We start from the raw sequence: 16,739 nt of genomic DNA on the forward strand, positions 1-16,739 counted from the left end.
CGTTATTGATGTGACAGCTGAGGTTGAAAATGAAGGCACCGCCGATTCCGCAAAATGAAACCGAGCGCCAGTGCGCACTGGATGAAACCGGTTTGCTTAAGAGCGAGTATGAAGCACGTTTTGAACGTATCACGCGCATCGCTCGTCAAATGTTTTCAGTGCCCATTGCGTTGGTATCGTTAATTGATCAGGATCGGCAGTGGTTCAAGTCAAATCAAGGGCTTAATGCCAATGAAACACCGCGTAATATTTCTTTCTGTGGCCACGCAATTCTGACTGCCTCGCCATTAATTGTCGAAAATGCGCTAGAAGACGCCCGTTTTGCTGACAATCCTCTGGTCGTTGGCCCTCCTGATATACGTTTTTACGCTGGCGTTCCTTTGCACACTAGCAGTGGTTACCGTATCGGAACCCTCTGTCTGATTGATACGCAGCCAAGATCGTTGTCTTCTGAGCAAATCGATATGCTTGAGGATCTCGCCGCGACCGTGGAGGAGCTGATACACGCTGATGAAGCCAGTCAGACGTCATGTTCAGCACTAGAATCTGAGCTGGTTGCCAGCCGCGATCAAATGGCATCTATCATTGACAATATGCCGGGTGTGACTTATCGCTGTTTACCCGATAAACATTGGACAATGCTATATATCAGCGGGCAGGTCGACCGGGTAAGTGGTTACCCAGCTGACGAGTTAATTGGCAATAAAAGCATCTGTTACGCAGACTTGATCCATTCAGACGATGCGCCTGTACTGGAGAAAGCTGTCGCCAAGGCAATGGCTGACAATACAGAATGGCATCTTGAGTATCGTATTCAGCACCGGGACGGCACCTGGCGCTGGGTAGAAGAGCGAGGAAAGTGCGTTCACGATGATGCTCGCTATCCCGCTATCCTTGAGGGCTTTATTGTTGATGTTACCCGCGAACGAAATACGGTAAGCCAACTAAACAAACATCACGATGCACTGGTGCTGCTTAACGACATCGTTTTTTCTCCACACGTTACGCTAGACGAAAAAATCAACCATGCCCTAACAATAGCCAGACACTATCTAAAGATGGATGTAGCGATTCTTAGTCAAATCGAGGGCGATGTTTACACAGTACGCTGGATAGCGGCAGTGGTAGGTACCTCAATTAATGCGCATCAGACCTTTGCGTTGGGCCATACTTGGTGTCAGCATATTTTTTCTGCCAATGCTACGCAGCAACGCGAATTGTTCATCGCTAATGCCGAACGTTGCGAATTCAAAAGCCATCCCTGCTATCAGGAAAATCCTCTAGGCGCTTATGCAGGCATCGTCATTGAGATAGAGGGCGAAGCGTTTGGGACGCTAAATTTTTCCGCCAGTAAAGCGCGAGTGGAATGTTACGATGACAGCGAGAAACTTTTTATACGCTTACTAGCGCGCTGGTTATCCGATGTCTTAGCAAGTAGTCTTCATAATGAACGTCTCAGCAAGCTGACGGCTCAACTACCTGGCGTTACCTATCAGTTTCGCCGCTTTTTAGATGGCCGTATCACCTTCCCGTTTAGCTCACCTCAAATCGAAGCGTTATACGGACTCACTCCGCTAGAAGCCGCTGAAGATGCCACACCTGCCTTTTTGCGTGTTCATCCCGATGATCTGGAAGCGCTCAGTGCGTCTATAGAGCATTCAGCTAACATGCTGGCGTACTGGCAAGCGACGTATCGTGTGCGGTCGCAGGGTGAAGGGTATCGCTGGATAATGGGCCAGGCAAAACCTGAACGCCTTATTGATGGTAGCACCTTGTGGCACGGTTTCTTGCACGATATTCATGAGCAAGAACAAGCACGCTTGGCCCTAGAAAACAATGAAGCACGGCTAAGAGGGCTCTTCGAGTTTTCGCCCATAGGCATTGCGCTGAATGATTTAATAACCGGGCAGTTTATCGATTTGAACGACGCACTCATTGCTCCAACGGGGTATACCCGTGATGAGTTCGTGTCACTGAGTTACTGGGATCTCACGCCAAAAGAGTACCAGCCTGAAGAAGAGCAGGCGCTTTTAAATTTAAAAGCGATGGGTCGCTACGGCCCTTTTGAGAAAGAGTATATTCGCAAGGATGGCAGTCGCTACCCGGTGCGTCTGCAAGGCATGCTCAGCCAAGAGCAAAATGGTCAGCAAGTGATTTGGTCACTGATTGAAGACATCACTGAACGCCGTAAGCTGGATAAAATGAAAGATCAGTTTATTTCTACCGTCAGCCATGAGTTGCGTACCCCTCTTACGTCTATCAAGGGCTCGCTAGGCCTTCTTAAGGGTGGTGCAGTAGGCTCGCTACCCGAGAAGGCTCAGACACTCATCAATACCGCTGAACGCAATGCTCAGCGCTTAGCGTTGTTGATTAACGATTTGCTGGATATAGAAAAGCTGGTCGCTGGCAAAATGCCCATGAACCTAAGCGTGCAACGGCTAGCACCTTTATTAGATGAGGCCGTCGAAGCCATGCACGGCTACAGCGAGCAGCATCAGGTGCCTATCCAGATATCTGATGCGTGGCCTACGGTGTTGGGTAACGTTGATGGCCCTCGCTTAATACAAGCACTCAACAACCTATTATCCAACGCAATCAAATTTTCCCCGATTGGTAGGGCGGTTGAACTATACGTCACGCCTTATGACAGCACCGTCGAGATCTCAGTGCGTGACCACGGCCCCGGCATCGACCCTGAGTTTCGTGATCATCTGTTCCAGCGTTTCTCTCAAGCGGATGGCAGCGATACCCGAAAGCTACCTGGAACCGGCCTTGGTTTAGCCATTAGCCAAGAAATTTGCCAGCAGATGGGTGGGGAGGTTGGCTATCGTGATGCGGTGGGAGGCGGCGCTAATTTTTATATCTTATTACCAAGGAAATATCAGTGATAAAAGTTCCATTGAGTGTGCGAGTTGTTCTACTCGTATTGGTCACGAGTGGTGTTCTCGTTGGTGGAATGCTGATGACTGTCCACCAGTTAATGGTGGCCGATTATGAATCTATCGTAGCAGAGCGCGAAACAGCTGAGATAAAGCACTTAGCCTCTGAGCTTGAACTCTCACAGCAGCAGCGAATGTTTGGGTTAGAAGCGTTTGCAACACGTTTGCTCAACGATGAGGGAATGCTGCGCAGTGAACAAGAACTTATGTCGCTTTTACAGCAGACGTCCGTCGCTAAACGTCTTTTCCCAGACGGGCTATTGGTGTTGGATGCGAATGGAACTGCCATCGCAGAGAACCTTTATGTGCCAGGCCGCTTGGGGACTAATTACGCCGACCGGCCGCACTTCCAGCGTGCCCGGCAAACCAAAGAGGCAGTGATTTCTGCGCCGATCATTGGGCGTAAAACAGGGCTGCCGCTAATTTCATACGTGCACCCCATGTTATCTCCTGACGGGGCTATTGTCGGATATGCAGGTGGACTACTGGATCTTGCGAACACGCCTCTTATCGATGCCAGTCGCACAGCTGAGGTCGAGTCTAGTGCTGGTACAATAACGTTAATTGTCGACCCTCAACACCGCTTGTTTGTCTCTATGCGGGAACGGTTTGAAACGTTAGAGCCGCTGCCTGATGATGGGACTGATCCTTTAGTTGACGCCGCACTGTCCCTTAGTCCTGCTGGCACCCTGGTTGACTATCAGCAACAGCACTATCTGGTTGCCAGCCAGCAATTGGATTCACTCGGCTGGATTGTGTTGCGAGCGATCTCCTACGATCAGGCTATTGCCCCAGCGACCGCCTCCTTCCGTCAATTTTTGTTCATTGCCCTGGTTGCGATGGTGCTCATTGGTCTAGCAGGGGCTTGGGTTGCGCGAAGCCTCACGCATCCAATAGAGCGAATCACCCGGCGTATTGACCACATGGCCGATAATGCACGTTTTGACAGTGACTTTCTTGAACAGGGGGGGCCGGAAGTATGCGCGCTTTCCCGCGCGATGAACCGCTTAGCGAATGAGCGTAAAGCCGCAGATAACGCTATTTACAACGCTGAACGTTTTTTATCTAATATTCTTGAAGCCGCGTCTGAAGTGGCCATTACGGCGACTGATACAACTGGTGTGATTACCGCCTTCAATAAAGGCGCTGAGAATATGCTGGGTTACAGCAAAGCAGACGTACTGGGCATACAGACACCCGCAAAATTTCACCTGATAGAGGAGGTAGAACAGCGCTCGGTACAACTCAGTGCTGAGCAAGGCCAGCCGGTTGAAGGCTTTAGGGTGTTTGTAGAAAAAGCTGAGCAAAATGGTTCCGAGACACGCGAGTGGACTTACGTTCATAAAGATGGTCACCACGTGCCGGTATCGCTGGTGGTTACCCCTATGCGAGATAGTGCCGGTGACATTAGCGGCTATCTGGGTATTGCGGAAGATATTACTGAGCGGAAACACGCAGATAAGATAAAAAATGAATTTATTTCTACCGTTAGCCATGAGCTGCGTACCCCGCTAACGTCTATTTCTGGCGCACTGGGTTTAATGGTGGGTGGAGCCTTTGGCGAGTTGCCAGAAAAAGCGCAAAAGTTACTAACGACAGCCCACCGTAACAGTAAGCGTTTAGCTCACTTAATCAATGATTTATTAGATATCGAAAAAATTGCTGCGGGCAAGCTGCGTTTTGATATGCAAGTACAAGCGTTGATACCGTTGGTCGAACAGGCCTTAGATGCTAACCGTCACTACGGCAGTGATAGGGGGGTGTCGCTGATATTGGCTGATAATGCGCCGGATGCGTTTGTTAATGTTGATCATCAGCGGCTGATGCAAGTGCTAGCCAACTTGTTATCCAACGCCATTAAGTTTTCACCGGACGGTGGCAACGTAACGCTTGTTGTGGAAACGTCAGATAATAAAGTAATTGTTAGTGTGATTGATGAAGGCCCTGGCATTGCTGATTCCTTTCGTAAACACGTATTTCAGCGTTTTGCTCAAGCAGATTCTTCTGATACCCGTGTCAAAGAGGGAACTGGCCTTGGTCTGGCCATAACGCAAGAACTGGTAGAACATATGGGCGGGCGCATTGACTTTGAGTCTACTGAGGGTAAAGGCTCACGCTTTTTCTTTGAATTGCCATTAGCTCAAGCGGCAGTAGCAACCACGACGCTCCCGTCAGGGCTAGACGCGGGGCATAATGACGCTGCCCGTATTTTGGTTGTTGAAGATGATAAAGATGTCGCCAACCTATTAAGCATTATGTTAAGTGACGCTGGATATCATGTCGATATTGCCTTTAATGGTACCGAGGCGCTTAACGGTCTACAAAACAGGCATTACGACCTTGTTAGCCTGGATTTAACGCTACCAGATACCAGTGGATTAGATGTCATCCGTATGCTGCGTGAGCGCCCCAATACCGCTGATCTACCGATAATCGTGGTTTCAGCTAAGGTAGAGCAGGGGCGTTTAGCGATCAGCGGGGATGCTACCAACATTGATTGGTTAGCAAAACCGATCGATCAGCATCAGTTGATTGGAATGGTTCAGCGGCAGTTATCAGCTAAGCGGGAGCATCATCCCCGAATATTGCATGTTGAAGACGACCCCGACTTACACGAAGTGGTCTCTGCTATGGCCGGTGAGTCTTTTACGTTTGAGGCAGCACATACCTTGGAAAATGCTCGCACTCGCCTGAAAGAGCAGTCATTTGACGTTGTATTGCTCGATATAGGGCTGCCAGATGGCTCAGGTTGGGAACTTGTCCCCGACATTCGTGCTTATCAACCTGACGCAAAAGTGGTCATTTTATCCGGGGCCGATATGACTCACCAACAATACGAGCAAGTTGAGGCCGTTTTGCTGAAATCTCGGTTATCGGCAGACACATTACTGAGTGGTATCAATGCACGCATACAGTCATCTCGACTGCCAAGCAGCATACGACGGTTATGACCGATAGCGGCGACGGTCGCATTGAAACGCGTTCGGCCACCGTCATCACGGATTTAGACGGGTTGGGATGACGACTGTCTAATCACCATCATTCAGCAGTTTGCTCATCTGACTTACCGTATTGCGGTATGCTTTCGGTTTTTACTAATGAGACTTTTCATGTACACAACACGTATCGTTATTGTGGGCGCTGGGTTGGCGGGGCTGTATGCAGCGTATTTGTTGGAACAATGTGGCGTTAGCGATTACGTGTTGCTGGAAGCGCGAGAGCGTGTGGGTGGGCGTATTGCAACGTTAATGCCCAGTGGTGAATTGGCACAGGGGGGTGACGCAGAGGCGTTTGATTTAGGGCCTTCCTGGTTTTGGCCTGGGTTTCAGCAGGCGCTTGGAACGTTGGTGGATTCGCTGGGGCTGTCATCGTTTGCCCAGTATGAAACTGGCGATATGGTTGTAGAGCGCTCCCACCAGATGCCGCCGATGCGCATGCAGGGCTTTGTAAATCAGCCGCCCTCTATGCGTCTGAGGGGCGGTATGCAGGCGTTGACGGATGCGTTGCGCCAGCGCATCGGCCCGGAACGCATTTTTACCGGGCAGGCCGTTCAGTCGGTGGCACTCACTCCTAATGGCAGTGTAGAGCTGCTGTGTGGTTCCGGGCAGCGTTATATCGCTCAGCATGTGCTGCTGGCGGTGCCGCCTAGGTTGGCTGCACAGGCGATGACGTTTTCTCCGCCGCTGCCGGAACGGCTTACTCACCAGTGGGCGAGTACGGCTACCTGGATGGCTTCTCACGCCAAGTATGTGGCGCTTTATCCCACACCGTTTTGGCGAGACCAGCAGATTTCGGGAGAGGCGCGAAGCCTGCTGGGTCCCCTGGGTGAGATTCATGATGCGTCACATCCCGATGGCCACGGTGCGCTGTTCGGCTTCTTTAGTTTGCCTGTCAATGTCCGTGAAAAGCTTAGCGACGAGGCACTCCGCCAGCACTGTCGCGCACAGTTGGCGAGGTTGTTTGGCCCCAATGCCGCTAGCCCCAGCATGGATATGATTAAAGACTGGGCGCAGGAACCATTTACCGCTACCCACGCCGATCAGATACCTAGCGAGCATCATGGCATCGCACCGCCAGCCCGCGCAGCCGATGGGCCCTGGCAGGCTTGCTTGACTGGCATTGGCAGCGAGTGGGGAAAGCAATATGCCGGGTACCTGGCAGGCGCGATTGAAGCGGCCGAGCGTGGCGTAGCGGAGGTGTTAGCACTGTAGGGCGCCTGCTTGTTTTGCCACTAATTCAACAGCGATTTGCCAGAGCGAGCGAGCAGTGCTTTTAAGCTTGGCGACTCAAATTGTCATTGAATGGTAATGAATTAAAACTCTTCCCATACGCCGGGCAGCGCGTCGTAATCTTTTAGCGTGCCGTTGTGCAGCTCAAGACTGGTGCGGCTGTTTGACCCATCGCGCAACATATATAATTTTTTAATATATGGTTATCATTATATCTACTGATATACCCCTATAAAAGCTGTACCTTCTTGTCCTCCTGGTGCGAGAGTCACCGTCACTGCTAAGGAAGTTTGATGCAATACCTTGTTCTGTTCCTGCTAATGCTATTGTTGGGTGGCTGTCAAGAACAGGTACCACAAACATCGACGGACGCAGATCCTCGCTGGGTTAAAACGACGGCGGTTTTGGCTGACTCGGGTCCATCGATATCGTTAACGGGTATTTTGCGTGCGCGTTACGAGACATCTCAGGCATTCAGAATCAGCGGTCAAATTACCAAACGTTACGTTGATGCCGGGCAGGTGGTGCGTCAAGGAGATATTCTGTTCACTCTGGATCCCAGTGATCTGGAAGAAGCACTGGCCGCCGCTCGCTCTGAACTGGCTGCAGCTCAGGCATCGCTGGCGGTGGCTGAAGCGGATTTGTCACGTGATCGGCAATTGCTGGAAAAAAACTACGTGAGTCGCCAGGCGTTTGAACGCGCTGAGCTAATGGTACGCGAAGCGAGAACGCGCCGAGACGCCGCTAATGCCCGGATGGCCGAGAGGCGTAATGCTCTCGATTATGCAACCTTGCGCGCCGAAGCGGACGGCATGCTGATTGCGGTAAGCGGTGAACCGGGGCAGGTTGTCGGTGCCAGTCAGGCGGTGGCGAATCTGGCACATGAAGGGCCCCGAGAGGTGGAAGTCAACTTTCCTGCTAATGTGCCACCGCCGGAGACGGGCAACCTGTTGGTAGATGAGCGGCGTATTGAACTGACTCGCCGTGAAGTGGCGGGTGCGGTTGATCCCGCCAGTCGTACCTTGCGAGCGCGTTACCGGTTGGAAGAACCCCTGGAAGAGCGTGGTTTGGGCGACGTGGTAAATGCGCATTTCATGCTCGATGAAAAAAAATCGACGGCGTCTTTTTATGTGCCAGTAGCCGCGCTGGATGAGCGTGGTGATGGCCCTCAGCTATGGCAAATCGTGGATGGCAAGGCTCAGCCGATGTCGATTGTTCCGGAGCGGATGACGCGCGAGCATGTCTGGGTCAGCGGTGAAGCCCTCGTGGAGGGGCAAAGCGTTATCAGTCTTGGAACTCACCTGCTCAAGCCGGGTATGGCGGTTCGTCCTTTAAGTGAGGAGGACGCGCCGTGAGCTTTCCCAATTTCTCTGCTCTGGCAGTTCGTGAGCGGGCCGTTACATTGTTCTTTTTGGTAATTTCACTGGTAGCGGGACTTTATGCGTTTGCTTCCCTGGGGCGTGCAGAAGACCCGGATTTTACCGTACGGGTGATGATGGTCTCGGCGGCATGGCCGGGTGCAACGCCACAAGAAATTCAGCAGAGCGTGGTGGATCCGTTGGAGAAACGTATCCAGGAAGTTGACGACCTCTACCGAATTGAAACGACCATTCGCCCCGGTCGGGCGGATATGAAAGTGGAGTTTGAGGATTATACGCCTGGTGAGGAAATGTCCGCGCGTTTCTACCAGGTGCGCCGCCGGATGCAGGATGCAGCGCCCGATCTTCCCGATGGCGTCATGGGTCCGTTTATCAATGAGGACTTCGGCGACGTCTATTTCTCTCTGGTTGCCTTGAGTGCACCAGAAATGCCGATGCGCGAGCTGGTGCGTGAAGCAGAGGAAATTCGCGATCGTCTTCAGCGCGTTGAGGGCGCCAATAAGGCCCAGGTGCTGGGCGAGCGCCAGGAACGCATGCATGTTGATTTTGATTTGGCCAGGTTACAAAGCCTGGGAATTTCCCCTCAGGCGGTTTTCGCTGCCATCGATGCGCATAACCGTCTGCTGCCTGCGGGTCGTGTTGATACCGATGGCCCGCGAGTGTATCTACGGCTTAATCATGACCTGTCAGACCCGGATTCACTTTCCGAGGTACCCATTCGTATTGGTGAGCGACTGATCCGTTTGGGTGACATCGCCGAAATCTCTCGCGGTTATGAGGACCCGCCCAGTTACCAGGTGCGTGCCTTTGGTGAAGAGGCATTATTGCTTGGTGTGGTGATGAAGAACGGTGTCAACGGCCTTGCCTTCGGTGATCGCCTGGACGCCTTTTGGCAGCAAGAACGAGAGCGATTGCCACTGGGGATGTCGCTTGAGGTGATGACCAATCAGGCCAATGCTATTGCTGGGGCAGTGAATCTTTTCCAGGTTAAATTTCTGGTGGCGGTCGTTGTCGTGATGTTGGTAACCATGCTGGCGGTGGGGCTGCGTGCCGGTATTGTGGTGGGGATAGCCATCCCTGTCACGCTGGCGTTGACCTTCGTTGTGATGCTGGTAATGGGCATCAATCTGGATCGCATTACCCTTGGCGCCTTGATCATTGCTTTAGGATTACTGGTCGACGATGCCATTATTGCCATCGAAATGATGATTGTGAAAATGGAAGAAGGGTGGGGGCGGATCGACGCGGCTTCACATGCCTGGAATGTCACTGCCGCTCCCATGTTGTTTGGCACCCTGGTGACGATCGCCGGTTTCGTGCCGATAGGCTTTGCGAAATCAGCGGTGGGCGAATATGCCGGTAATATCTTCTGGGTGCTGTGCATTGCCTTGCTGCTTTCGTGGATTGTGGCGGTTGTATTTACGCCCTATTTAGGCGTTAAGCTGCTGTCAGAGCAGAAAGTCGCCGATGCTGGTCATGAGGAGGCCTACCAGTCGCGCGGTTATCGTTATCTGCGAGGTGTGATTAGTACCTGTGTGCGGTTTCGAAAGAGCGTCGTGGGGGTGACTCTGGTATTGCTCGTCGTCGCCATTGCCGGTATGGCCGGGCCAGTAGAAAAACAATTTTTCCCCAGCTCAGACCGCACCGAGGTGTTGGTCAGCGTTTATCATCCTCAAGGTACCGCTATTGGCGCAACCGACGCGACAACACGCAGGCTCGAAGCCTTGATTGGCGAGGAAGAAGGCGTCGCATCGCTTTCTTCCTATGTGGGGGCGGGGGCACCACGATTCTTTATTTCGGCCAACCCTGAACAGCCCAACCCGGCGTTTGCCAGGCTGATCGCTGTGACAGAAGGCGTTGAGGCGCGTGAACAATTGATTGAAAGGCTCAACGAACACATTGCGAAAGGCGCCTTCCCTGAAGCGCGCGTGCGCGTAGAACGGCTGCTCTACGGTCCTCCTGTCGACTGGCCAGTGAGCATTCGGGTGCTGGGCGAGGACCCAGAACTTCTGCGTGACATCGGCCATGATGTTTACGAAGTCATTGAAGCGCACAAGGCTACGCGTAATTCACACCTTGAATGGGATGAACGGGTGCCGAGGCTGGACCTTGCGCTTGATCATCATCGGCTACAGTTGATGGGATTGACTCCCGATGAGGTAGCACGTCAGTTGCAATTTCAATTGGATGGGATGGCTATCACTGAGTTACGTGACGGCATTCGTCTAGTGCCTGCTGTCGGGCGTGGAGCAACAAAGGATATTGCCGATCTGCGCAGTCTGGAGGTCGTCAATAACGAAGGGCGGCAAATACCTCTTACTCAGTTGGGTGAACTGAACACTATCTTTGAAGAACCCGTGGTCAAACGTATCGACCGCAATCGGTTTTTGGCCGTGAATGCTGATATCGAGGGAGCCCAACCTAATGACGTCACCCAAGAGGTCTGGTCGGCATTAGATGAAGTGCGACAACAATTGCCTGTCGATTATCAGCTGCAAATTGGTGGCTCAGTCGAACAGTCATCCAAGGCTCAGGCTTCCATTCAGGCGCTACAGCCGCTGATGGTGGTGCTAATGCTGATATTTATTATGCTTCAGATGCGCTCTTTTGCGGGCACCTTCATCGTGGTAGCCACCGCACCCTTGGGTCTTATCGGGGCGGTAGCTGCGTTACTGCTATTCAATCAGCCTTTTGGTTTTGTATCGACGCTAGGGCTCATCGGCCTTGCTGGAATACTGATGCGTAATACCTTGATTTTGACTCAACAAGTGGCAGACAACATCAAGGAAAAAATGGCAATGCGTGATGCTGTTGTTGAAGCGGCTGTAAAGCGGGCTCGACCGGTTGTGGTCACAGCGGTGGCAGCCATGCTGGCGTTTATTCCCCTTACCCTGGATAGTTTCTGGGGGCCGCTGGCTTATGTGCTGATCGGCGGCGTGGCGATTGGTACCTTGATCACCTTGTTATTTGTTCCTGCGCTCTATGCACTTTGGTACCGTATTGCTCCCTGAAATGCGGATTCCCATTGATATAAAAGGCAAGTTTATGCAAAGAAAATAGTTAAGAAATTAATGATTAAGTTTTATACGAAGCTACATGCTGTGTTGATTCCTTGTATCAGTAAGCCAAAAAACACCACTAATTTTTTAAAATTAATAACTCCTAAATAAGCCCGCACCTGGCGGGCTTGCTCGATTTTAAAATGCGCCTTGCCTGCCATGATATAATGATTAAATAGTAGGACATTACTTCAATACTTTTTATCCATCGACTACAACCATTTTCCGTCGTCGTATCCCTGTTTCATAGACTGGTAAAGCTAGGGTCTGTTGACGTTTCATTCACGGCCGCGCTGGTGTCAGTTTTTATTCGGGGCAAGGCAGGAGGAGAGACGTTTGGTAACTCCAAATGAACGACGACTAACGCCGGAGCGGATAAAAACTGACCCAGCCCTTCGGGTTGCGCTTCAAAATGCGCCATACTGCGTTGCTAAACTTGAGAAGGGAACCACCCTTAACGGCGTTCCGCGCCTTGTCTGACACATTTTGATGCAGCAACGCGGTTCGTGATGAAACGTCAACAGACCCTAGTATTTTACAGTCTGATGATGGTCAACTCGTACCCTGTTTTTTGTTGTGTGTAGAGAGCATGAACCGGCATTATCAAGACAACGCTGTTGGGTAATCGAATAAGGAATAAATCATGAAAAATTGCGACGGTACTGATGAGCAGTGCTCGCATTGCAGTGGTGGTACACCGTTCGAGTTTTCCATGGCTTTTCAGCCGATCGTCGACGTTGTCCAGCGAGACATCTATGCCTATGAAGCACTGGTACGGGGCATGAATAATGAATCTGCCTTTTTTATTCTTAGCCAGGTAACTGACAAATTGCTTTATCGCTTCGATCAGGCATGTCGTGTCAAAGCGATTGAACTCGCCAGTCAATTGGGGATGGATAGGCCCTTATCCATCAATTTTCTACCCAATGCTGTTTATGAGCCTGAAGCCTGTATTCAGGCAACCCTTGAGGTTTCTCAGCGTGTCGGTTGGCCAATGGATCAACTGATCTTTGAGATCACGGAAACAGAGAAGGTGCGTGACCGCCAACACATCAAGAATATTGTTGATGCCTATAAAGAAATGGGCTTTACGGTCGCGTTGGACGATTTTGGCAGCGGCTATGCCAATTTGGACCTACTGACTACGTTATCGCCTAACAAACTCAAGATTGATCGCGAACTGGTCATGAACTGTGACCAGGATCTCCGGCGTCAATCGCTTTTAATCGCGCTGATTAACTTAGGGCGTTGCCTTGATATGGAGCTGGTTGCTGAAGGTGTAGAAACCGTGACTGAAGCGCGCTGGCTGATGGACGCTGGCATCCACTTGCAGCAAGGTTTTTTCTATGCAAGGCCTGCCTTTGAACACATTGTCACTGACCTTAAAGAGGCATTTGACGCCGTTCATCAAGCGCCTGCTACCCGTCAACCTTTAACGGATTGCCCTGAGATGTATTGATTTGTAAAGAAACGGGCACCATACAGGCCGCTGTTGTTAACTTTTCCTGTCGTGTTGACTGCATACGTTATAACCGCGACATTTATAACGGTTCATATCGTAATCACGATACGTTTTCGCCACTTTTGAATTGAAAGGCATATCAATGGAAGATGTTATCTATCAGCAGCTGCTTGAGGCAGCCGTAGAGCAGTCATTCAATGCCGTCTTGATTACGACCGCACAGCTTGATTTGCCAGGACCGACTATTGTTTATGTCAATCATGCCATGACGCAGATGACTGGCTACACCCGCGAAGAACTCATTGGCAAAACGCCTCGATTACTGCAGGGAGAAAAAACAGACCGGTCAATGCTGACATGTCTACGGCAGGCGCTGGCCGCCGGCGAGCATTTTGAAGCGGTAACCACTAATTACTGCAAGGATGGACGCGCTTATACTGTCGAGTGGAGTATCTCACCGGTCCGGAGTGCCACGGGCGAGATTACCCATTTTATTTCTGTTCAGCGTGATCTCACGCGCGCTTTCCATGATCAGGAAACCATACAGATTCTGTCGAGTGCGCTAGAACTCTCATCTGACCTTGTCATTATGACGGACGTCAAAGGCCATATTGAATATGTAAATCCTGCCTTTGAACAGCATTCGGGCCACCATCGAAACGATGTGATGGGACAAACCCCGCGTATTCTGAAATCCGGCCAGCATACCCCTCGTTTTTACACTCATATGTGGGACACCCTCACTCATGGCCGACCTTTTAGTGATACGTTTATTGATCAGACTGCGGATGGCCAGACGGTACACCTTGAACAGACAATCACACCGGTAAAAAATGCACAGGACCAGATTATTCGCTATGTATCCGTGGGCAAGGATGTGACGGAACGTATTGATAGGGAGAAAGCGCTTAAGCGAATAGCCAATACGGATAACCTGACAGGTTTGCCCAACCGAATGAGCTTTGACCGTCAACTGGGCAAAGAAATGACACGTCGATATCGTTATGCACGCCCACTGTCACTTGTCATGCTTGATATTGACCACTTCAAAGCTATCAATGATACCTACGGCCACAATGTCGGTGACGAAGTGCTGGTTGAGTTTGCCCGGCTTCTTTCCAAAAATCTGCGTGAGCTTGATATTTGCGCTCGCTGGGGAGGCGAAGAGTTTATGGTGTTGGTACCTGAAACGACACAAAATCAAGCTTTCCAGCTCGCGGATAAGTTACGCCAGCTGATCGCCGGCACGTCTTTTTCTTCCGTCGGGCATATAACCGCCAGTTTCGGTGTGGTCGAAATAGGAAATGAAACCGCGATAGAAATTGTTAAAAACGTGGACAGGGCACTTTATGAAGCCAAGCGACTGGGAAGGAACCGTGTTATGACGGGCTGACGTTTGTTTCGCATCTTGCCTTGTTACTATGATGATTAAACTTTAAAAAAGTGAACCATGCTTTATTCCCTATTCGCTCTATTATTATCACTCCTGGTCGTCGGTATAGTGGCTTCCACGGGAGCACGTTTTCGCCCTGATGGATGGTATCGTCAACTGAAAAAACCTGGTTGGACACCCCCTGATATCGCGTTTCCTATTGCCTGGGGGATTCTTTACTTATTGATGGCCGTTGCGGCATGGCGCATTTACATGAGCGATGACTCCCCATTACGTACCGCGGGCCTGATAGTTTATGGCATTCAATTACTGGCCAATGCGGCCTGGTCGTGGCTATTTTTTGGGCGCAAGCAGATTGTTGCCGCCCTGGCAGATATCGTGCTGCTTCTGGGGTTGATTACGCTAACTATTGTGCTATTTGCCAAGGTAAACGTATTGGCTGCCTGGTTGATGGTACCTTACTGGCTTTGGGTGGCAGTTGCGTTAGGGCTTAATACCGCTATTTTGCGACTCAATAACCGCCGTGAATGAAATATCAAACAGGCTCTGGTTTGACTTAATAGTCTAGTAGTAGTTGCCGCGCATGCCATTCCTGCCCGCTAAATTTCTCCATTGACACCTGGTCAAGTAAAATAGCCAGTGCACTTCCTGCAGCCTCAGCGGTTAAGTAGTCACCCTGCACAAGGCGCTGTTGAAGATAATCGGCATGAGGTAGCGCAAGTGAATGGGCGGCACGAATGTGCTGGCGCAGCCCGGGCGTGTCCACCATTCCAGGTTGGAACAGTGCAACGCTGGCGGAATACGGAGTAAGGTCGAGAATCAGCTGTTCGAACAAACGACGCAATGCCATCTTGCTGATGCCATAAGTACCCGTACCCGGTTGCGCCCGACGGTCAATTCCCGCCCCGACAAGTACGAACCGACAGGGTGGAGTATTCCCATCAAGATAAGGCAACAGCGTTTGAATTAATGTCAGTGGGGCGATTACATTCAGCGCCAGCGCAGCGTTGAGGTCATCCGGGTTCCAATGACATAAATCATTGGTGGGTGTTCCCATTCCCGCGCAGTGGATAAAGCCAACCAACCGACAGGGTCGGTTGCGGAGCATATAATGTAGGCTGTTCATCACAGCCTCGCGCTCCTGATGATGGGCCAGGTCTCCGGCAACTGCTATAAAGACCCCCTCAGGGTGCTGCTCACGAAGTTCCGTTGCTAAGGTATCCAACGGTATCTTTCGTCGTGCGAGTAATACCAGACTTTTGCCTTGTTCGGCCAGCTTTTTAGCAGTGGCCATACCAATACCGCTGCTGGCGCCGGTGATGATGATGATCTGCAGAGAGGACGACGTAATTTCTGTCATGCTTTATCTCCTGCTTGTATCCAGGAGGCGGGCTGCCGACGGACAAGGACAGCCAGCTCCTCAAGGTTTTGGTTCAGTGCTGGAAGCATGTCCCCTGATGACTGGCTGGCAGCAATGTCTGGTCGCTTACATCCATGATGAAAGCAGGCATTATCCGGCTGTGTGCGAGCTTTTCTGCAGCGATTATGGCAGGGGCGTTCAGTTCACAAGGAAAATCCCGTCAAACCCAGAATGCCAACGATGATTAGATAGCCTGCGAGGATATATCTGACCAGGTTGGGAAATACCAGTATACCAATGCCAGCAGCAAGGCTGATCAAAGGTGTAAGTTCAAGTTGAAGTGTCATAAGGTCAGCTCCGGAATGCTTGTTTCTGCATAAGTGTTATGAATACGTGAGTACTGCATCGTTGTGTTGCCGTCCATGCTGCACTCTGTCGGGATCGAACTTTAGCAGCAGGTTTATCTCTTTCATCACACTGGGTGAAGAATGTAATGATTTCAATCTACCGGAAGCATGCTTTGAGCATACTTGAAACCGCGCTTTCAAGGTAGCCATCATCAGCCGCGCCGAGTTTTTTGCCGCCGGTGAAGGGGTGGTAAGTCCTCCTCAGCCTGAGGCCAAGCGATGCATCCGTTTGATATTCCACACCAGGTGGCTAATCGCCACTGACCGTGCTGGCAACCAATAGTAGCGCCCATGACGGTAACCGTGTTGTCATCCAAGGGCGCGTGCGGTCGTTTATAGTGGTTAAAACTTGAGTGGTCACAAATGCGCCGTCAGTTCTGGCACCAGGTAGAAGCCCTATGAAATTGATGAGGGTCGAACATCGCTAGTACTTGATCAATGTTGATTCATTAGGGCCTTTTGATCTACCCAAGGGAGGTAAGAGAGTAAGGACCCAAGGCCGTCAAAGCCT

At 51.0% G+C, this 16,739-nt stretch carries 10 protein-coding genes; 8 read left to right on the plus strand and 2 right to left on the minus strand.

The window, feature by feature from the left end:
- Positions 1–29: 29 nt before the first annotated feature.
- From ACU6TU_RS07995 to ACU6TU_RS08030, 8 genes are all read left to right on the plus strand, one after another.
- On the plus strand, positions 30–2,888 hold the full coding sequence (locus ACU6TU_RS07995; RefSeq protein ID WP_447144024.1) for a PAS domain-containing protein: 2,859 nt from the start codon (positions 30–32) through the stop codon (positions 2,886–2,888).
- A 74-nt stretch (positions 2,889–2,962) separates the two neighbouring features.
- Complete coding sequence (locus ACU6TU_RS08000; protein ID WP_447144025.1) at positions 2,963–5,890, plus strand: response regulator; 2,928 nt, start codon at positions 2,963–2,965, stop codon at positions 5,888–5,890.
- A gap of 159 nt (positions 5,891–6,049) precedes the next feature.
- On the plus strand, positions 6,050–7,150 hold the full coding sequence (locus ACU6TU_RS08005) for a flavin monoamine oxidase family protein (protein WP_447144026.1): 1,101 nt from the start codon (positions 6,050–6,052) through the stop codon (positions 7,148–7,150).
- Positions 7,151–7,461: 311 nt separating this feature from the next.
- Positions 7,462–8,523, plus strand: a complete 1,062-nt coding sequence (locus ACU6TU_RS08010; protein WP_447144027.1) for an efflux RND transporter periplasmic adaptor subunit — start codon at positions 7,462–7,464, stop codon at positions 8,521–8,523.
- Positions 8,520–11,558 (plus strand): efflux RND transporter permease subunit, encoded by a 3,039-nt coding sequence (locus ACU6TU_RS08015; protein ID WP_447144028.1) that lies wholly within the window; start codon positions 8,520–8,522, stop codon positions 11,556–11,558. The genes ACU6TU_RS08010 and ACU6TU_RS08015 overlap by 4 nt, the downstream gene beginning before the upstream one ends.
- A 691-nt stretch (positions 11,559–12,249) precedes the next feature.
- Positions 12,250–13,065, plus strand: coding sequence for an EAL domain-containing protein (locus tag ACU6TU_RS08020; protein ID WP_447144029.1), 816 nt, complete (start codon positions 12,250–12,252; stop codon positions 13,063–13,065).
- 145 nt (positions 13,066–13,210) lie between these two features.
- Positions 13,211–14,461: a sensor domain-containing diguanylate cyclase gene (locus ACU6TU_RS08025; RefSeq protein WP_447144030.1), complete on the plus strand. Its 1,251-nt coding sequence runs from the start codon at positions 13,211–13,213 to the stop codon at positions 14,459–14,461.
- A 57-nt stretch (positions 14,462–14,518) separates the two neighbouring features.
- Entirely contained in the window at positions 14,519–14,992 is a 474-nt protein-coding gene (locus ACU6TU_RS08030; RefSeq protein WP_447144031.1) for a TspO/MBR family protein, read from the plus strand.
- 25 nt (positions 14,993–15,017) lie between these two features.
- On the opposite strand, the gene ACU6TU_RS08035 is transcribed toward ACU6TU_RS08030, so the two are convergent.
- On the minus strand, positions 15,018–15,821 hold the full coding sequence (locus ACU6TU_RS08035; RefSeq protein WP_447144032.1) for an SDR family NAD(P)-dependent oxidoreductase: 804 nt from the start codon (positions 15,819–15,821) through the stop codon (positions 15,018–15,020).
- Between the two features lie 203 nt (positions 15,822–16,024).
- On the minus strand, positions 16,025–16,168 hold the full coding sequence (locus ACU6TU_RS08040) for a DUF3096 domain-containing protein (RefSeq protein ID WP_447144033.1): 144 nt from the start codon (positions 16,166–16,168) through the stop codon (positions 16,025–16,027).
- Positions 16,169–16,739: the final 571 nt, after the last annotated feature.

This window comes from Halomonas sp. LS-001, assembly GCF_052983955.1.